Here is a 20,322-nt window from a genome sequence, read left to right as displayed (position 1 = left end):
GCTCAACCTTTGGTGCGCGCGGCTGAGACGCAGCTTGCGGTTCCAGCCTCAAGGCAAGCGCCATGAGAAGGATCAGACGCCGGACGATTGTCTCGATCTGTTTGAGCCGGCCATTGGCCCTGGCCCGCCGCGAGCGCGGCATGGTTTCCGGGTTGAGCTGGAGATTGTCCCGGCCCACCACCGTCACCACAGCCCGCCGCGCCAGCTCCAGCCCCCGCTCAAGAAAATCACCCATCTCACGCATACCCCAAAGTATGAACGCGCCCCTTTTCAGACGGATTAGGGGATGAAATTGCGCGTCTGGCGCCCTGCAGGGCAGAGACCTGAAACCATATTTATGCAAGTCATCTTTTCCGTCACATAATTGCAACAGCCAATAAAGACAGGCTTGACAAGATCACTATCCCAGACGAGATACTTGCTTAACAAAACTAACAAACATCTTCTGGGAGGAAGCTATTATGGCGCAATCGCGTTTCACCAAGGGCGTATTCTATTCCGCAGTGGCCACCGCCGCCATCGCCGTCGCCATGCCGAGCGCAGCCTGGGCCCAGGCAGACACGACCGCGAATGAGGGCGATCCGCTGATGCTGGACGAACTGGTCATCACGGCCAGGAAGCGCGAGGAAAGCCTGCAGGATGTTCCCATTGCCGTGACCGGCATTGGCGGCGACCAGCTGCGTGATGAGCAGATCACGGATCTTTCTGAAATCGCCCTGCAGGTGCCCAGCTTCACCTTCCAGTCCCAGAACAGCATGGAATCGGAAATGTTCATTCGGGGCGTCGGCTCTGTCCGCCTGAATGGCGCGACGGCTGACCCATCCATCGGCACGTTCCTGAACGAAATCTATGTCGGACGCCGCGGCTCTGCCACCCCGCCCATCTTTGACCTTTCCCGCGTTGAGGTTCTGCGCGGCCCGCAGGGCACGCTGTTCGGCAAGAACATTGTCGGCGGCGCCATCAATTTGATCACCGCAGCACCGCAGGACGAATTCGGCGCCGGTGGCTCTATCTCTCTGGGCAATTATTCCAGCGTGTTGGCCGAAGGTTATGTGACCGGACCGATCAGCGAGAAAGCCTCTGCGCGCCTGGCACTGTTCCGTGAAGCCCATGATGGCTATGCAGAGAATGTGGTCATTGGCCAGGAACTGGAAGACAAGGATTCCGTCGCTGGGCGTCTCTCCCTGAATTGGGATGCCTCAGAAAATGTGTTCGTTTCCATTATTGCAGACTACAGCAAGGATCGTGGGGGCGGCCCATCCCGCCATGCGGTGGACGACCCGACCCTGCCCGGCTTTGGCTTTATCACGCCGAACGTACCGTCTGATCCGCGCACCAACGTCTCCCCCTATGAGCAGTATGCTGACCGCGATACGGCGGGCCTCACTGGCCGCCTGGAATGGGATATCGGCGAGATGTCCCTCACCTATCTGGCCGCCTACCGCTATGGTTTGGGAGATGGCCGCTGGACGCAGGCCGGCGCAGGGTCCCCGCCCTCCATCACGGACAGCACGCTGACGCAGCACGAAATGTATCAGGGCGTGACGCAGGAGATTCGCCTGGCCTCATCCCAGGACAATCGCCTGCGCTGGATTGCCGGCCTCTATTATCTGGATGAAAATGTGAAGCGCGTGTCGCGCAACACGGCGACCTCCTTCCTGCCGGGCGGACCGGGCAGCACACGCGATACGCTGGATGGGGACAATATCTTCCTCGGCTATAGCGACACGGCCAGCTATGCGGCCTTTGGCGAGGTCGAATATGATCTGATGCCGAACCTGACCCTGGCCGTAGGCGGACGCTATACGACCGACAAGAAGGATCTGGATACGCGCGCCGTAATTCTGGACCTTGGCCAACCGGGCGACCTGTTCTCACCTGCCCCTCTGCAAGAAGCGTATGATGTCGTCGACAGCAAGGAATGGTCTGAGTTCACGCCGAAGATCGCGCTGAACTGGAAACCCACCGAGGACGCCCTGCTCTATGCGTCCTATGCAAGCGGCTACAAGGGCGGCGGCTGGCAAGGCGCGACGGCCAATGCCGTGGCCGCGGAAACACCGTATGATCCGGAATCCGCAGCGACGTATGAAGTTGGCCTGAAGGCCGAGTGGCTGAACAATCGCCTGCGGACCAACCTCGCGGCCTTCTACACAGACTTCTCCGACCTTCAGGTCGAGCTTCTGGATGATGAGAATCTGACCCTGGTTGTGGCCAACGCCGCCGACGCCTCCATCAAGGGCATAGAATATGAGGTGCGTGTTCTGCCGACCGAATGGCTGACCCTGTTTGCAGCAGGCTCATTCCTGGATACGGAGTACAAGGATTACATCGATCCTCTCCGCGGCCTGGACTATAGCGGCAACAAACTGCAGAGAACGCCGGACTACCAGTACACGCTCGGGGCGGATGTGAAGCATCGCCTGACTGACAATCTCGATTTTGTCGCGGCGCTGAACTATTCCTATCAGGACCAGTTCTTCTGGGGCCCTGCCAATACGAATGTGGAAGACGGCTATGGCCTGGTGAATGGTCGCATTGGTGTTGCCGCCGCAGATGGCAGCTGGACGCTGTCTCTCTGGGGCAAGAACATGAATGACGAGCTCTACCGCGTCAGCATCATTCCGTTTGTGGGCGATGAAGTGTCTGTCTTCGGTACGCCGCAAACCTATGGCGTGCGCCTGTCGGCCCGCTACTAAGCCAACGATATACAGCAAAGGGCGGCGCTGCTTGTTGCGGCGCCGCCCTTTTGTTTTCGTAGGCAAGGCTGACTAGGCCAGCGAGCCTAAAGCGCGCTTTGCAGGCCCGATGTCGGCAGATCCAGATGGCGCTTGATGCGCTGCACCAGGGCGTCCGGATTGAAAGGCTTGTTGATGAAATCAGCGGCGCCCAGGCTCATGGCTTCTGACACATCCGACTCTTCCCTGCGGGCCGTCAGCATAATGACGGGAATGGATTTCAGGTCAGGGTCTGACTTGAGTTGCTTGATCGTCCCCGTTCCATCCAGAACAGGCATCATGCTGTCGAGAACGATAAGGTCCGGCAGCTCCTTACGTGCAAGCTCAAGCCCCTGCTGACCATCGGGAGCTTCCAGGACGCTGTATTTTTCTGCAGACAGCTTGAACGTCAGCAGTGTTCGCAGCATCGCGTCGTCGTCCACAACCAGAATCTTTTGCTTCTGCATGTCGAAATCCTCTTTCTCCCTGTCTTTGTAGCGCGATATGGGAAATCTGAAATTAAGCCGATGTTTTGAATTTCATCGATTTTGTCAGAGCGCCGAAATAGGAAAGTCCGGATATGCCGGCATCATGCCGCCGCTTTTTCCGTGGTCTGCATGAAGTTCTTCACTTCGGAAATGAACTCTTCCGAGTACTGGCCCGTGCCGATCAGTTTCTTTGCAGCAGCCTCCAGCGCAAACGCCGCTTCGGACACGTCATCAAAGCCGAAACTGCCAGCCGCGCCTGCGATGGAATGGGCGATCCGGTAGACCTCCTGAAGGGTCTCTTCCTGGTCATCCTTTTCCATGATCTCCAGGAATTCCATCGCGACCCCTGACAGGTAGACCCTGTAGCGCTCGGCCAGCTCCGCATATGGGTCTTTCGCTGCTTCTTCAGGCGCGCTGGCGGGGCAGGCTGCGGAATGCTTCTTCATGGTCTTGCGAATGAACCCGTCCAGCTCCTCAAGATCCACAGGCTTGGCAAAATGAGCGCTCATGCCCGCTTCGAGATAGCGGCTCACATCCTCTGGCAGGACATTCGCTGACAAGGCGATGATCGGTGTGTCGCAAACAGGTTGGGGAAGTACACGGATCATCCGCGTGGCTGTCACCCCATCCATCTCCGGCATTTGAATATCCATGAGGACCAGGTCGAAGTCGCCTTCCTGGACAAGCAAATCGATGGCCTGTTCAGCGCAATTCGATGTCACAACCTCATGTCCGGCCTTGGTAAGGCCGAACTCAAGCAGCTCAAGGTTCATCTCGACATCATCGACCGCGAGTATCTTGAGAGCGGCGGTCTTGCCACCCGCTTCGGCGACATCGGTTTCCGTTTCCAGGCGGTCTCCCTCGACGAAAGGTAATGTCAGCCGCGCAGTTGTGCCGACGCCCAGCTCGCTTTCCAGAACGAGATCTCCGTCCAGCTGCCGTGCCAGAGAACGGCTGATGGAGAGGCCGAGACCTGTGCCGCCAAAGCGCCGCGTCGTGCTGTTGTCAGCCTGTTGGAAGCTCTCAAATACCTTTTCCAACTGCTTGGCCGCAATCCCCTCGCCGGTATCCGTCACCTCGATGACAAGAAGAGCATTCTCTTTGCGGGCCTTTACCTGGATACTGCCCTGACGGGTAAACTTGGCGGCATTCCCGACCAGATTGGTCAGAATCTGTTTCAGACGCACATCATCAGATTTGATACTGAGATCAGGCACATCATAGGAAATGGAGGCCGTTTTGTCTTCGCGACCAGCATCCACGATGCCGACAACTTCTCCAATCAGACTCTTCAGATTCACGCTGGTCTGATCCAGCACCAGCTTGCCCGCACTGATCTTGGAGAAATCCAGGATGTCGTTGACGATTTCGCGCAGCATGCGGCCAGCTGAAACGGTCTTGTCCAGATAGACCCGCTGCTGGTCATCCATGTCGGTCTGGGACAGCAATTGCGCAAAGCCGAGAATACCATTGAGCGGCGTCCTGATCTCATGGCTCATATGAGAGAGGAACTCCGTTTTCGCATGGCCAGCTTTCTCTGCCTCGATACGGGCTTCAGCAAGCGCTTTTTCGCGCTCCTTCCGGTCCGTCACATCCCGAAATGTGGAAATCACCGCCTCTGGCGTGCCGTCAGGCCCATTGATGACCCGAGGACTGCCCTCCAGCCAGATGATCTGGCCCTCAGCGTTTCTGACCCGCACCTCACGACGGGCCGTTAGTTCCTGCCGCCCTTTCTCGAACAGTTCGGTCGTAATGTCTTCCGCATAATCACGATCTTCCTGAATGGCAAAATCGACCGTCCTCATCCCTATGGCTTGTTCGGGCGTGATGCCCAGAACTTTGCAGGAGGGCGAAGCGTAGGTGATGACGCCGTCCAGACCAAACCGCACGATAATGTCTGTCGAATGGTCTGCCAGAACCCTGTACTGCGCTTCGCTTTCGCTCAAGGCCTGCAGCAGTTTCTGCTCGTCCGTGACATCCCGGAACACGCCAATGACACGGACAACCTCACCGTTTTCATCCGTAATACAGTCAGCGATCGAATGCACCTGGCGCAGCGCGCCGTCGGACCTGCGCTTGAGCGTGGCATGAAACTCCCAGCCCTCGGCATTCTCGATCCCGTTCGCGACCATGCTTGATACCATCTCGCGATCTTCAGGAATATAAAAGCTGACCGCATCATCATAAGCAGGATTGAAGTTCTCATCGGTCACGCCGTGAATTGCATAGACCTCCGGAGACCATGAGACTTGCTGTGTTTTGGCATCAAGGGCCCAGTGACCCAGGCCCGCCATACGTTCGGCAAGCTGCGCCTTGGAGATCATCTCTTTCTGCTGAATGTTTTTCGCGCGCAATCTCTCGCGCGAGCGCTCCATCTGAAGGAAGATACGCCGACGGTCAGCCGCGGCGGCACCGACAGAAAGGGCAAGAACCGAATTGGCAGCCAGGAACACCTGAAGGGTAAGAACCCGGGTAGCCAGGTCCGCACTCATCAACCCAATCGGGCCGCTGTCCGCGAAGGTGAACGGGATGGATATTGCCGTAACAGCCAACAGCCCCCCGGCCGCCCCTTTGACACCGCCGCTGAAGCTGAGCAGCACCAGAGCTGGCGGGACGAGAAAGAGAAAAGGATATTTTGTCTGGGCAAAGACAAATAATGTTATGCCACACACAATCGCATACTCGATGAATGTTTGCAGGCGCGAGGTGCCCGTAATGTGTTTCACTGACGGGTCAGTCAGTGACCAGAGGACAGGCACAACCAGCATGATGCCCAGAAAGTCGGCCGCGAACCACATGGCGGCTGTGCCGAAAGAAATCACATGCGAAGACGTATAAAGCCCTATGGTTGCAAGCGCTGTCGAGGCGATGCACGCCACCAGAGCGGCAACGACAAGTGTGACAATCCCCATCAGGCTGATCAGCTTGATCCGCTTCCGATATTTCATGGCGGCGGAGACGATCAAGACTTCCAGCGTATTGGCGGCAGACAGGTATATCGCCCGCAGAAAATCATCCCCAATGACAGTGTTGGCCGCCACGAGGCCCACCGTCATGGCGAGCAACAAACGCGGCCATTGCACACGATGGTGCCGCAGGACAAGCACAATCAGAACGGCATTCACCGGCCAGATCGCAGCGATCCGTCCATCTCCGTTTGTGTAACGAATGGCTGTATAGGCCAGTAAGAACACCATGCTGGCGACACACAGACATTTCAGCACGGAGTATACCGGCCTCGGCAATACCGCCGCAGCCTGGCCAAACCGAGAAAACATTCCCTGAGATGCAAACATGCTATTTCCACTCATCTGTTGGCCGAATGCTCACACTATTGAAGTAAATTATCCTTAAAAATCCGACCATCAAATTGATCGGGGCACACCCCCAAAACACCTGAAAATACAGAGGGTTTTGACGTTTCATGCCCTGCCTGGCTGAGCGAACGTGCATTTTCCACTACAGTTCAAGCACAGTACTTTCACATGTAATGGAAATTACTTTATCGCCCCTCTATTGAGGCATGAAAGACAAGTCTTTCACATACCAAATATACCCGAAAATATTTCGCGGGTTATTCATTTTTTGTTCAACCTATAGGCATACGAATTTAGTCTAGGCGACATGCGGGAACCGTATGAAACGGGCTAGATAGTTTAGCTGGAGCTTGTCATGCTCTCCGATCTGATCACATCCGAACTTACAATGCTGCGCCTCTATGCGCACAGCGTCATCGGCGACCACGAGGTCGGCGATGAGATGGTTTGTGACCTGGTCCAAGCGCTTACTCATCAAATGACGACAGACCCTGACTTCTCCTTGAGCAAAGTAGGTCTCTATATCGCTCTGGACAGACACATTCTGCCCAAAGCGGAGGCAAAGCCTGCCAAGCTTCAATTCAGCGGCCCCCTTCAGAAAATGTCCCGCGAAGAGCGCCGGGCCAGCCTGCTGCACTTCTCCGGCGGCTTCAGCCTGGAAGAAACGGCCTCTATCATGGGCTGTGATGGTCGTACCGTTTATAGCCTGATCGAGTCTGCGACAGCGGCCTCCCTCCTACCCGTCAGAACCGGTGTTCTGATCCTGGAGGATGAACCACATGTTGCTGCGTTGCTGGGACTGCTTGTCGAACAGTCGGGCCATTGGGTTGCCGGCACTGCTCACACGCACAGCGAAGCGGTGAACGTTGCCATGCAGACAGAATTTGGCCTGATCATCTCGGATATGAAACTGGCGGACGGCTCACTCGGCACCCGGGCAGTCGAAGAAATACTGCTCCGCAAAAAACAAGCTATACCGGTTGTGTACATCACGGCCCATCCGGCATTGGTGCAAGAGGCTATCTCAGATGAAGCCCCGTTCCTGATCAGGAAGCCATTCGACATCTGGAACGTGCGAAACGCCGTCAACAGAGCCGCACTGTCAGCTCTGGCGGCCTAGGCCTCCGGGCGTGATAGCAGCCCCCATATATCCTCAAACTCGGATTCATTGGACAACGCCGCAACAAGTCCGTTACGGCTCCGTCTGACGCCTGTCAGATGCTCGTAGCCTTCCGTTTGAAAGGTCATCATGGGGCGCACCAAACTCTGGATTTTCTCACGCCCGTCTCTGCATTGCAGCAGGTCTCTCTGATCGACTGCGCATTTCACGGTTTCAAGGGCGGCAAGCAAACCCTCCAGGCGATGTGAGCGTCCTGGAGCATTCCTGATACGGATCGCCTGTGTTTTACGGCTTGCTGGCTTAACCCCCATCAGCCTGTCTGCGTTCCCTCCCTCGACCCAGACCGTCAGATCGTCAGTCGGGTATTTCCAGGATATCTTCTGCTTTTTCGCCTCCGCAGCGAGAGATGATGTCGCGTCTGTCACAGAAACCGAAGAAACGGCTGCGCGAGCAACTTCTTTCCGGTTCGGTCTTTCAGGCGCTTGGGCATCTTTGAGGCTCGCAACCTTGCGCGCCTGCGGCGTGTCTTCGTCACGGGGATGGCCGGAGCCTGCCTTTTCAAGAGCCCGTCTTATCTGCGACATCTGATACTCATCAGCCGTCTGATGAGGTGGGTCTTCAAGTTTCAGGTTCACAGCCGTATTTTCGAAGCGAACCGCAGGGGTCTTCTGCTGCGCGACAACATCTGGAACCTGTGCACGCTCCGGCTCTGCCTGCGCTGTTTTTGGCGGCAACACACAGACAATATCACCCAGGCGCAGATAATTCCTGCCTTCGGTTTCCGAGACAAGCTTGACCGCATTCGGGCATTCCGTGCCGTCTTGCGTCCTTACCTGAAGATACTCATTCAGGTTTCCGGAGATTGAGAAATATCCCTGCTCGTTCGTGACGGCCAGATCTGCGTCGCTCCGGACAATGGCGTTGGCAATCGGATTGCCTGCCTCATCCAGCAGGCGCCCGATCGCTGACACGACATAAGTCGCCTCCCACGTCATCCGCACGACATTGCCCGGATAGAGCGGCACTTTCCTGGGGCTGAGATCGATATCGAAAGGCGGGGCATCCTCCGGCACAAGCCCAACTGTCGCGCTCGCCAGTGATGGCACCAGGATAGAAGCGCTCTCGCCAACTTTCAGCGTCGTGCCGGCCTGATTGCCAACAGTCACCCTGAAGCGGCCGTCTGACTTATGATCCGCCACGCGATCTTCGGGCACTTCGACCAGAACGGCCGCATCCCCAAAGCCCAGCATACCGAACTGGACCTTGGATCCCTCAACCAGAAATCCTGTCTGCAGGTTGGAAGCGAGGAAGACGTCCGCCTCATCATTATCCCGTGAGCTTGAAACACCCGCGATGATGTCTGCTTCGCCGCGCCGGGAGGCAGCAGAGCCCCCAAAGGTCAGTCTGCTTTCCCCGTTCGATGTACCGGCCTCTGCATTGGTCGTGACAGCCGCGCCCCGGAACTGTCCCGACCGGGTATAGCCGAGCAGCGCGAGCGGGTCCGCACGTGTGTCGCGATCAAAATCATCATCATACTGGCTGTAATCGAACCCTGCGGCGCCATTGAGGCTGGAATTGCGCCCGAGAGATCGTCTGAATGTAAAACGGATACCAACCCGCGTCTCCTGGGACGAGGATACGGCATCAAAGGTCATGATGCCTTGACCGAAACGTCTGGTACGGAAAGGCCGGGTATAATTCAGACCGAAGGTTTCACGCTTGGCGGCCAGGTCGCTTTCCGAATAGCCCGCCCGCAGCCCCAGCGAGCCGCCAAAGGCCGGAGTCGCAAGGCTGCCAAAGACCGATGTCTCAGACTGGAAGAACGGACGATAGATTTCCGGATCATAAAGCTGGCCGGCCTCAATCAGGTTTGCCTCAGTCTTGCGGGCGCTGAGGGACGTCGTGATATCGCCAATCTGGAAATTCAAATTCGTGTAGGCCGAATATTGATCTTCGGGCCCAATGGCTATGGCAGCGGTTCCCCTCAATTCCCCCTTGTAGAATTGGAGCTCCGCCTCAGGATACAGATCTCCGTCCACCGCCGTCACGCCAAGACGCGCTGCGCTTGACCGGGTCAGCCGGCGGGAGGCTGAAACGCTGACCAGGCTTTCTCCCGTACTTTCGGGAAGGAAACTCGTTTCTTGTGTCTGGGCCGCATAGAAGCTGGTGCCTTCCGTGGCACGTACGCCGACTTTGACAGAGAAGTTCGTTTCACCCGGCGGCGGAAGGTCCGGTGTCTTGGAGAAGGTCCGCGTCTCATCCAGAATGATGCCGGAAGAATCGCGCGCCACAATACGCACCGGATAACTACCGATCGGCAGGCCGTTTGTGTCCAGTACCTGCAGACCGGCCGCATACTGTCTGGCGGAAACGAGCGTACCGTTCCTGTAGATCTCTACCCGGCTGGCTGTTGGCAAGACGATGTCCAGAACGGTTCCGCTGGCATTATCCTGCGATCCGTCACGCCGGTCGAACGATGAGAGTTCCGCGCCGTAGAAGGTCGCGCTGGAGAGGTTGGCAGATCCCTCATCCCGAATCAGACCGCCGGCAACTCTCATATTCTTGAAATAGTGCTGCCCGTACGCTTCCTGCCAGCGCAGGCCGCGCGAGTCGTCTGCGTTGATCCGCGAAACCACAGACGTTTTTCCAACACTGGCATATGTATCCAGCGCGACGCCGAAGCGGGTGGTCTCTTCAGATTGCGAAGACGCAGATATGCTGCCCGCGATGTTCTGGATGAGAGATGGCCGCGAAACCGGATCGCCGAGCAGCAGATCGCGCGATGGTATCGAGACAAGATACTCCCGCCCCAGGAAAAGGGAAACACGGAAGCGCTCCGGATCGACCACAACGCCGGACTCGCCAGGCCGCAGTGTTCCGCATCCGGTCTGGTCCCCAGGCAAGCAGCGCAGAGATTCATTTGCATCCAGGCGCGTAGACAGAAAGTCTTCGACTTCAGCCGGATTGATATCCGGCAGCTGAAGCGCGAGTTCGGCAGGATTGCTGAAGGTAAACAGGCCGTCTTCCAGCGTGCCTTCGAAAAGGCCTATGCGTTCATCACGGTAAAAAACGTCAAAATATGTCTGGATAGGACCATCAAGATCCTCAAACCCTTCAGGAGGTCCGACCTCCAGCTTTACGGGACTGGCCTCAATATTTTCTTGCTGTCCTGAGAGCAGGACAAGGGGCTGGTCTGTATCGCTAAATGACTGCGCGATTTTCCCGGCTGTCGTTGCTGGCGTAGCATCCTGTCCATTGATGGCTGCTGATATGGTCCCCGCATGCGCAAGCGGTGTGCGCGCAAGCAGAAGCGGGACCCCCGTCAGGAACGTGGTCCAGCGTATCTGACGCAGCCAATTGCCAGATCGAGACTGACAGGCGGACTTTCTGATAATTCGCCTCCCCCGGCACACACTCTACACTTCGCGTCATCTCAATTCGGAGAGACAGACACATTCAGCTGATCTGCATATCTGCCCGTCACAGCGCTCAACGCATCCTGCTGCAATAAGCGGACCGTAAGGAGGCCAACATTATCCCGGCCCCTGCAGGTACCCCCCCGCGACTGGAGCCCCTTTACAGAGAAGGTTGGCGTACTTTTCGAGATAACCCCCGTCTCGGTTCGACCATTCAGCTCAACCGTCACCTCATATGGAATGACTGCCTGTCCATTGAGGCCACCGGTCGTGGACGAAACAATCAGCTCGAACTGGCGGGTAGAACTCTCAACACAGAAGCGGTGCCGCGCCGTAACGTCTCCACGCCCACGCCAGACAAGGTCTGAGGTATTATCAGGAAGGAATTTGATAGTCGTGGCAGGCGCCCTGGCCTGTGCTGTGCCCGAACCTGCCAATAGCAGGGCGCTCATAAAAGCGATCAAACTGGACCTCAGCATCATTCTACCATCCTGGTGACAGACTGCAGGCGCCTTTTTCAAGGCACCCGCAATCCATCGATAAATCAGGTTGCGCTAGCAACCAGAGTGATTGCACCTGCATAGGTGCCAGCGTTCGCGCCAAGGACATTGTCCTTGCTGAACGTGACCTGCAGGCGTGTATTATCGCCCGTATCGGAGCAATCGCCCGTGTCAGGACGGTCGCCATTCCACTGAGCAGACGAGAAGCCGGACCAGTTGTCGCCGGGGCCAACAACACGATCGAGGCTGCCGTCATACACTTTCATTGTGAAAGCAAGAATCGAACCATCGCCGGAATTCGTCACAGCCCAGGCGTTGGAACCGAATGCCGGTGCCGGTGTGCCCGTTGCAGAGATCGAGAAGCTGCCTGCGTTGGATACGTTTGAATACACGCAGAACATCTGGTTCTTGTAGGTGTTCGGACCGGACTGATTGAAGAAGGCTTCATTCAGGTCAAAGTTGACATCATCCAGGCCCGAAACGCGCACAACAGGTGCCACTTCTGCGGTAATGTTGACGGTGTCTGTGGAGGTGGTGCCGAAGGTGCTGTCTTGCGCCATCGCGCCAGACGCCAGCAGAGCGGCTGCCCCGGCCCCCATCAAAATCTTACTGATCATATATTTCTCCATAATAGCTATGAGGAACTATTCTGAGCCCCCCGCGCGATAAAGGCATTAACCGCCCATTAACCGCAAGGGGGATGGAGACTATTTCCAGACTTTAGATGGCTTTTTCCTCACTATGGGAAATAGGTCACATCAAAAATACAATAAAATCAAGAAACTCTCCTAACAGGGGAAGTCTCTATTCTGAATACACGCATAGGGAGTATTCAAGGCCAGGCCTTGGCTGTCTGAAAGTCAGTACACGACTTCGTTGGGGGCAACATATGTCCTGTCACGCGAAATGAAACGCACCACAGCGTCAGGTTGAGGCAAGTCAAACTCCGCTTTTGCACCCGCATAGAGCCTTGTGTCCGGCAGCGTCACACAATCCCAATCCTGGCCTTCAGGCGGGCAGGCCGTTCCGTCAATCAGAAGCGTATTCGTGTTACCTGTATTACTCAGGACGATTTTTTCGCCTGTCCGTTGAGCGTGAACGTCAGCTTTCCCCTGTGGAGGTCTGACAATGACCAAAAGATCGTACGCCATCAGAACAACGAGATTGGCATTCCGGTCTTCCTCGGCACCCTCCTCCGCAGAAATTGTCCCGATTTTAGGCGTCACGCGGATACGGTACACACGATCACGCACCGGTTCGTCATTGATGGAGACGATCCGAAGGGCTCGGAATTCGCCTGGTTCGAGAATTAGCCTATTAGGCGAAATCAGGAGGCCGAGGTCTTCCGGATTCTGATGTTCGATTCGCGCTTCATCCGGCATTCCGGGATTCATAATCTCGGCTGGCTCGACGGAAATGTAATAGCGCCGATCGCTCTCGTTCCGAAGCAGGACATCTTCCCGCCCGCTCGAATTGCTGTCAAAATCGATCCACAGCTTGTCCACGGTCAGCTGCGCCGAAGCTTGCTGGCTAACTACAGCGACAGCCAGACAAAGGGCTATTGCACGTATAAAAGTGGAAAATCTGACTACGCAGTTGGACATGGCGGAAGCCAGGCTTCCATTCCAGAGACAATAACCCACGACATAACGCCTCAATATCTAATTGAGGATGTCGCTATCAAAATCTCTCGGCACCTACAAGGCAAGAGAACTCCCTGCCCTGATGAGCCTGCCTAGATTGTAGAGAAAAGCAGCTGAGTCTTGTCTGTCATGTTGTGTGTATCTGAACCGGGCAGATCAAAGACGTAATGCTTAAGGGCCCCGTCGCTATCAGCGACCTGTCCCTGCAGACGCGTCATCTGTCCCGCATTGCCAAACTCGACATGAACACGGCTGAGAGCACCGGCAAATACAGCCAGTTGGCCTGTCGTATCGACAGCTTCAGCGGAGGAAGGTGTAACCCCGACCATGAACCCGCGGTCTTGCGACATTGCCGTCCAGACACCACTGGCCCCGGCTTCCTGAGCCTCCAGAGCCTCTGCAAGTGGGGGAACGACAATACGTACCGTCGCAGTCGCATCTGAGCCCGGTTGAGCAAAACACGTTCCTGCCAGCAAGGCGGCAACGGCTGAAACACCCAGGATCTGTAATTGCGTCTGCACATACGCCTCCTTCGTTTCATGAAGACGTACAGACGGAATGCTAAGATTGCGTGAAATACGAACCGTAAAATGAACGGTCGAAAGGACAGGAGAAAAAACCTGGTGAGTGTTGCCAGAACAAGGGCAGCACTCACCAAGCGTGTTATTACTCGCCTGCTGTCCTGGACAGGAAATTAATCACGGCATGAGCCGACAGGCGGCCAATGCTTTCGATCTCTGCTGGCGGGGCATCATCTCCCAGCTCGACCGTCAGCCCTGCTACGTCGAGTGTCTGCAAGGCCCAGTTCTTCGATGTGCCGGCCTCGGCATTATGTCCGGCAATCCACTCAGGAGCCGGCTCAATGCCAGCATCAAAGGCATTTTTCAGCGCCTGCGGAAAGCTCATGTCGGCATAGGCCTCTTCGAAGGGAGGCGTATAGACCAGCGTCTTCTGGGTGGAGTGGAAGTCCAGAAACGCCACGACATCGCGGCCTTCAGCCTCTTGCGAGAGATAGCGCGTGACTGCCTTGATCGCCGGTTGCGACTGGTTCAGCCAGTCCCGGTTCAGATCCAGACCGCCATTATTATGACGCCAGTTCCCACGCGCGCGGCCATCCGGATTGACCAGGGGCAAAAGTACAAAGCGTGTGTCAGCCAGTGTCTCAGCCGGGACCTCTGCCATAAGTGTTTCGGCAAACACCTCAAACGCGGCAACGCCGGACTGTTCAGGCGGGTGCTGTCCGGTCAGTGCAATGACGATACGGCTGGCCGTATCAGGGCCGATGGTCAGGGCCTCCAGCGGACGCCCGTCCAGGCTCTCGCCATAGGTGACGCGCTGCATGCCGTAGCGCTCTACGAGCGCGCGGCTCCAGACACTCATGTCTGCCGGCGTGATCAGCGGGCGGCCAGCGACCAGAAGGGAATCCGGTCCACCGGGCAGCGTGACGGTTGCAATATGCCCGTCATCCCCGACGGTGACGGCATCTTCGCCCAGCTTCTGCCAGGACGCGCCATTGTCCCGACTGATCCAGGGGAAATACCGATGCCAGTAACCAGCATAATCAAGCCGCAGCTTTACCGGATCACTCGAGTGGATATCCGCCTCAAACGCGTACCATGGGCTCGGATTGATCGGGCCCGCAATCGATGCCTCTGGCCAGACGGTCAGCACCGGCCCATCCGTGGAGATGGCGCATCCATGATGCCCGGCACCGTCAAATTCGGCCGAAATTGTTACGGCGTCCGTTTCGCAAAGAACATCGGACGTCGTTACGGCAGACATATCCGCCGTATGTGCGCACGCCGCCAGGACGAGCGCGGATGCTGCGAGGCCGAAGCCCCGCAACATCCCACGACCACTCTTCTGCATTAGAAGGTCTTCCTTGCACTCACATAAACGAAGCGTCCACGTGGGGAGTGAAGACCGCCCATATAACCGAAGGACTCGTCCGCAAGCGGCGGCTCTTCGTCGAACAGGTTACGGGCTCCGACGCGCATTTGCAGCGGCTTATCGGTGTCATATCCGAAGGTGTACTGAACATAGGCGTTGTGGCGAATGGCGGAGTCGACAACCCAGAAGTCGCCAGTGTCGTCATTCGTCGCGCTGGTGTCGAGTACATCATCGATGTAGCTCGTGTACCAGCCAGCACCCCAGGCATCCATGCGCCAGGTTGCAGATGCGCTCCAGCGCCATTCCGGACGGCCGTCCTGACGGATCAGGTCGCCCACACCTGCGAGTGCAGCAACATCGCTGATCTCACCGGCTTCCTGTGCTGCCTGGATTTCGGCCTCACGCGGCGCGAGATCCTGGTAGAATTTGCGCAGCTGAGCGACGTTCACCTTGAGGCCGAAATCACCCCATTTGGCAGTGTCGAGGTCGTAGTAGACGCCGATGTCCAGACCTTCCACATCCCGTGGCAGCAGGTTCAGGTAATTGTCATCGACATAGAGAACCTCACCCGCCGGATCGAGACCCGTGCCTGCATAGGCAGCAATGTCTTCTTCCGTCGGATCGGCACGTACAACGGCCGGGTTAGAGCTGCCACGTGTGCGCAGAAGATAATCGAGGATCAGGTGATTTTCATCACCAAAGATACCGACGACATCTTCCTGTTCGATGGACCAGTAATCCACGGTCAGCTGAAGCGTGCCCATCTCTTCCGGCAGGAAGGTCGCGTCATAGACGAGGCCTGCAGAGAAGCTTTCGGACTCTTCCGGGCCGAGCTCCGTAGAGCCCTGACGCTGGCTGACCACAGCCTGGGCCTGGTCACAGTCAGAGAAGCTGGCGATGCGGCCTGCGCGTAGGTCTGCTTCACACTGAATATAGTCCGTGCGCGTATTGGTACGCTCGAGACTACGGTCAAATTGCTGCTGCAGGTTCGGTGCCTTGAAGCCTTGCGACCAGGCCGTACGGAACAGCAGGAAGTCGGACGGGCGCCAGGCCAGGGCGACTTTCGGCTTCGTAACGCTGCCGAAGAGATCATAATCCTCGTAACGCACAGCCAGCTGCATATTGACCGATTGCGCCAGCGGAATGTTCATTTCCGGCGAAATGATCGGAACGGCCAGTTCGGCGAAGGCCGAGAACACGTCGCGATCACCATCGGAGTCCAACGTTGGGCTGGAGCCCATCACGTCGCTGGTGGCCTCACCCGTCAGCGGAGAGATGAACTGGATCGTGCCATCAAGGCGCGGATCGCGGTCGTCTTCATACTCCTCGTGACGTGCTTCGATACCAATCGCTGCGCCAACCGGGCCGGCTGGCATCTGGAACAGGTCAGGACGGGAGAGTTTGAAGTCCCACATTGCAAGGCTGGTGGTGGACTTGCGGTAGACCGGCACCATGAAGTCTTTCATGGTCTGAGCATCGCTAGGCGTGCCGTCGCCCTCATCAGACAGTGGCAGGCCGCCACCGTTGAACGGGTTGTAAGCATCCGGCGTTGTCAGGCTGAGCGCTTCGAGGAACAGCGTATTGGAAACACGGGACGTCGTGTCGTTCGTTTCCGCTTCGGAATAGACGACCGCAGTTTCCCAATCGAAGCCTTTGAAGTCACCTCTCAGGCCACCGAGCAGGCGCCAATTGGTGTTCTCCACTTCGATCTTGCGAGGGCCAGCATCGACAAGGCGGTACCGACGGAGTTCAACATCCAGACCTTCAGCTGGCGTACCAATGCCTTCAATGCGGTTCGGAGACCCGACCGGGCCGAACGGGTTGTAGTAATTGTCCGCAGGAATGAGCGTACGGTCGGCCGTCAGGTTTGCGGAACCTGCGCGTTCAGCATTGGATGTCGCCTTATAGAGGCCCGCTTCCGAGAAGAAGCGTATGCCATTCTCGAAATCATGATTGAACGTGCTGAAAAGGTTCAGACGCTCAACACCATTATTGATCGTACGCGCGGAGTTCGTGTTGTAGCGCTGCGGAATGGAGCCGGAGGAGTTGCTGTCGTCCAGGCAGATTCCGTCGCCGAGGGATACACGGCAGCCCGCTTCGGTGTCCGGCTGAATGTGCACACCACCGGAGCTGTTTGAGACGCCCGCGAGATTGTAAGGTCTGCCGGTTTCAGGGTCACGCAGAGTGAATGCGCCCCATGGCGTGTTCGTAGACGTATTGCGGAAATCCGTGTCACCAGCCCAGCTCTCAGGCAGGCGATCACGCAGGTCTGCATTCGCAGAGAAATCACGCTCTGACGCGAAGACCGGGTCACGGTCGGTATAGGCCGCGAACAGGGAAATATTGGAACGGCCATTGTTGAAGTTCTTGCCAGCCTGGAGGTTCAGGTTGAACTCATCGGCATCAACGTCAAACTCATTACCATAACGGCCACTGACGATCAGACCGTCAAAATCATCCTTGAGCACCGTATTGACGACGCCCGCCACAGCATCAGAGCCGTAGAGCGCGGAAGCGCCATCGAGAAGGACTTCAACACGGCTGATCCCGGTCACCGGGATGGCATTCGCGTTCACTGTCGTAACCGGCACGAGGTTTTCGGACTGGGTGCCTGGGTGGTTCACCATGCGGCGGCCATTGAGCAGGACCAGCGTGTTGCCCGTTCCAATCGCACGGAGGTTGATGGACGCAACATCGCCGCGGGCGGAGTTCACTCCACCAGAGACGTTTCCGGTGCTGTTGAAGCCGACATCGCCGAATTGCGGGATGGAGCGAAAGACATCATCACCGTCGACGGCAGCGATGGCAGCAAGCTGATCATCCCCAACGACCGTAACTGGCAGCTCGCCATCGACTTGAGCGCCACGGATCTGACTACCGACAACAACGACGCTTTCGAGGCGCGCTTCTTCATCTTCTTCCTGAGGAGCGGCAACCGCAACGGGGGCTTCAGACTGTTGAACTTGGCGGGTGGCCGGAGCGGACTGTTGGCGCACCGGCGTAGGCTCGGCCTGGGCGTAGACCAGGATTGCTCCGGACTCGTCAGAACGCATTTGCAGACTGGACCCATTCAGAAGGCGATCCAGCGCTTCCGCATCGGAAAGCTGACCTTCGACACTGGCGACAGAAATGTTCTGAACCTGATCTGAGCGATAGATCAGATCACGCCCGGACTGTGCAATGAAGGCATCCAGCGCATCGCTGAGAGGCCCTGCCGGCAGATCAAAAGATTGAACAGAAGCAGGCTGCGCTTGCGCAAATGCAGGCGAAGCCGTCAGCGCGACGATCGCCGCGCCGGTCAGTAGTCTAGCAGACCAATTTCTCATGTATTTCTCCCCAGAAACGGTGGGCTGGCGGAAAAGGTCCACCTGCCTTCAATCGGGTGAGACGAGTGGTAAAAAGTTTTCCCTCAACTTTTTTTAAAAAATACATGAAATATTTCAGCGTGGCTGTAATTTCTGACACATTCACTCGCTGGAAAGCTCGATCCGTCCCGGCGCGTGACTAACATCCAGCCCAAGGCCATCATTGGCCAGGCGGGCAAAAGCCTCAACATTATCAAGGCGGAAGGTGCCACCGATCTCAATGTCGCCCGTCGCCTCGTCGGTGACAACCAGCTGGATCGTATTGTAGCGGTTGAACTCCGCCGCGACATCACGCAACGGCGTATCATCAAACCTCAACCGCCCCTCACGCCACAGCAGACGCTGGTCCACCGCCGCAACATCAGACGTTTCGACGATGACGCCATTGGCACTCGCATAGCCAATCATCCCCGGCGTGAGGATGCTTTCGGACGTGTCCGCATGGGCGGCGCTTCCGACCCAGACTGTACCCTCGCTGACGGCGACTTCGACAACGCCCTGACGGCGCTCAATACCGAAAGAGGTGCCAAGTACCCTGACCTGCCCTTCACCGGCATCAATAAGGAAAGGCCGCTCTGGTGCCTTTGCGACATCAAAGAAGACCTCGCCCTCAATCAGCGCGACTTGTCTTTCGTCCTTGCTGAAGAGGACGTCCACACTTGTGTCTGTGTTCAGGGTAAGAACCGAGCCGTCTTCCAGCGTCAGCGTTTTCATCTCTCCGCGAGCCGTCTGATAATGAAGCGGCGCAGGCTGACCGGACGCGCCTTCAAACAGACCAAGCGGAATAACAACAAGGATTGCCATTGCTATGCAGGCTGCAGCCGCGAGCATCTGGACGACCGGGCGCTGAAGAATGGATCGCCGGGGAATGGCGTCATGAGTTTTCAGTGCCGCGAGGCGCTCTGCGCGGGACCAGGCGGTCGCCGCCCGCAGGAATGCCACGCGGTGCCCCATCTCGGCATTTACCCAAACGTCGAAATCGTGCCGCGCGTCACACAAGGCATCCACATCGACAGGGCCGCTCAGCAAGCCTTCACGGTCAAGCCGCGCCAGCCAGTCTGCGGCCGCCTGCTCAGCATCGTCAGCTGAAAGGAGAGCATAATCAGCGTTCACGCTCGCCCTCCATGTCATTTGCCGGTGAAATCACGGCTCCACGGTGCACGCCAAGTTTGGCCAGAGCATCCGCCAGCAGGCGCACACCTTTACTTACATGGCGCTCAACCGTCGGCTCAGAGACCCCGAGCGCATGCGCGGTTTCACGCTGCGACATGCCCTGCACACGGCGCATCTGGACGATGTCTCGGGTGCGCCGGGGCAAGGTTTCAAGGGCCGTTCGAAGCATACTCAGTTCCTGTCGGGCCGATACTGTCTCAAATGGACCAGCCTCTTCAGAGGAGACGTCCCAGCTTTCAAAATCCATCACGGTTTCGATAGAAACCACACGTTTACGACGAACCAGGTCAATAATCAGGTTACGGGCCGTTGAATACATCAGGGCACGCGTATTATGCGGCAGGCCATTCGCCGCCGACTTGTAGAGGCGGCTGTAAACCTCTTGGCGCAGATCGCGGACTTCGGATGCGTCAGACCAGTGGCGAGCCAGGAATCGCTCCAGCTCCGCCTCCAGCGGCAACACCGTGTCCATGAACCATTGGTCGACATTCTTCGACATGCTGGTGCGATAATCTGTATTTTGCAGGCAGGAAAGAGGCTGGCGTCAATTTCTTCGCTGGCTGATGCCCCTATGAGCGAAAGGGCGGCGGTGATCACCCGCCTGCCCATGCCGTGTGCCGACAACTTGACGGCGAAGCCAGTCCTGAACCAAATGCGCCAACCTTGAAAGGCCACATCAAATCAGGGGAGGGCATG

General features: G+C 57.1%; 14 protein-coding genes. 2 read left to right on the top strand and 12 right to left on the bottom strand.

Translation table 11 applies throughout. The features are described 5' to 3' along the window. Window positions 1-235, bottom strand: a 235-nt coding sequence (locus HY29_RS13565) for a hypothetical protein (protein WP_155838331.1), incomplete at its 3' end; no start/stop codon positions are given. A gap of 226 nt (window positions 236-461) precedes the next feature. Here HY29_RS13565 and HY29_RS13560 point away from each other — a divergent pair. After that, window positions 462-2,696, top strand: a complete 2,235-nt coding sequence (locus HY29_RS13560; RefSeq protein ID WP_034797771.1) for a TonB-dependent receptor — start codon at window positions 462-464, stop codon at window positions 2,694-2,696. 86 nt (window positions 2,697-2,782) lie between these two features. Here HY29_RS13560 and HY29_RS13555 read toward each other — a convergent pair whose 3' ends face one another. Next, window positions 2,783-3,181, bottom strand: a complete 399-nt coding sequence (locus HY29_RS13555; protein ID WP_051601530.1) for a response regulator transcription factor — start codon at window positions 3,179-3,181, stop codon at window positions 2,783-2,785. A 122-nt stretch (window positions 3,182-3,303) separates the two neighbouring features. Then, entirely contained in the window at window positions 3,304-6,399 is a 3,096-nt protein-coding gene (locus tag HY29_RS18610) for a PAS domain S-box protein (RefSeq protein ID WP_162176728.1), read from the bottom strand. A 475-nt stretch (window positions 6,400-6,874) separates the two neighbouring features. On the opposite strand from HY29_RS18610, the gene HY29_RS13545 reads away from it, so the two are divergent. Further along, window positions 6,875-7,639 (top strand): response regulator, encoded by a 765-nt coding sequence (locus HY29_RS13545; RefSeq protein WP_034797769.1) that lies wholly within the window; start codon window positions 6,875-6,877, stop codon window positions 7,637-7,639. On the opposite strand, the gene HY29_RS13540 is transcribed toward HY29_RS13545, so the two are convergent. From HY29_RS13540 to HY29_RS13500, 9 genes are all read right to left on the bottom strand, one after another. After that, window positions 7,636-11,052, bottom strand: a complete 3,417-nt coding sequence (locus HY29_RS13540) for a TcfC E-set like domain-containing protein (protein ID WP_034797767.1) — start codon at window positions 11,050-11,052, stop codon at window positions 7,636-7,638. The two genes, HY29_RS13545 and HY29_RS13540, sit on opposite strands and share 4 nt — an antisense overlap. 20 nt (window positions 11,053-11,072) lie before the next feature. Continuing rightward, entirely contained in the window at window positions 11,073-11,537 is a 465-nt protein-coding gene (locus HY29_RS13535) for a hypothetical protein (protein ID WP_034797765.1), read from the bottom strand. A gap of 62 nt (window positions 11,538-11,599) precedes the next feature. Then, complete coding sequence (locus tag HY29_RS13530) at window positions 11,600-12,172, bottom strand: hypothetical protein (protein WP_155838330.1); 573 nt, start codon at window positions 12,170-12,172, stop codon at window positions 11,600-11,602. Window positions 12,173-12,415: 243 nt separating this feature from the next. After that, window positions 12,416-13,060 (bottom strand): hypothetical protein, encoded by a 645-nt coding sequence (locus tag HY29_RS13525; protein ID WP_034797761.1) that lies wholly within the window; start codon window positions 13,058-13,060, stop codon window positions 12,416-12,418. A 230-nt stretch (window positions 13,061-13,290) separates the two neighbouring features. After that, a complete protein-coding gene (locus HY29_RS13520) occupies window positions 13,291-13,719 on the bottom strand; it encodes a hypothetical protein (protein ID WP_034797759.1) in 429 nt (142 codons plus the stop codon). Between the two features lie 145 nt (window positions 13,720-13,864). Continuing rightward, a complete protein-coding gene (locus HY29_RS13515) occupies window positions 13,865-15,067 on the bottom strand; it encodes a M14 family metallopeptidase (RefSeq protein ID WP_034797757.1) in 1,203 nt (400 codons plus the stop codon). Beyond that, window positions 15,067-18,414 carry a TonB-dependent receptor gene (locus HY29_RS13510; RefSeq protein WP_034797755.1) on the bottom strand — a complete coding sequence of 1,116 codons (3,348 nt, stop codon included), beginning with the start codon at window positions 18,412-18,414 and terminating at the stop codon, window positions 15,067-15,069. The genes HY29_RS13515 and HY29_RS13510 overlap by 1 nt, the downstream gene beginning before the upstream one ends. Before the next feature lie 141 nt (window positions 18,415-18,555). Then, window positions 18,556-19,566 carry a FecR family protein gene (locus tag HY29_RS13505; protein WP_034797753.1) on the bottom strand — a complete coding sequence of 337 codons (1,011 nt, stop codon included), beginning with the start codon at window positions 19,564-19,566 and terminating at the stop codon, window positions 18,556-18,558. Further along, window positions 19,556-20,125 (bottom strand): RNA polymerase sigma factor, encoded by a 570-nt coding sequence (locus HY29_RS13500; protein ID WP_051601528.1) that lies wholly within the window; start codon window positions 20,123-20,125, stop codon window positions 19,556-19,558. Before HY29_RS13500 ends, HY29_RS13505 begins: the two co-directional genes overlap by 11 nt. Window positions 20,126-20,322: the final 197 nt, after the last annotated feature.

Origin of the sequence: Hyphomonas beringensis, from assembly GCF_000682755.1 — a bacterium.
GTDB classification, from domain to species: domain Bacteria; phylum Pseudomonadota; class Alphaproteobacteria; order Caulobacterales; family Hyphomonadaceae; genus Hyphomonas; species Hyphomonas beringensis.
Note: the sequence above shows the minus strand (reverse complement) of the source record. Positions and strands in the feature narration are given on the sequence as shown.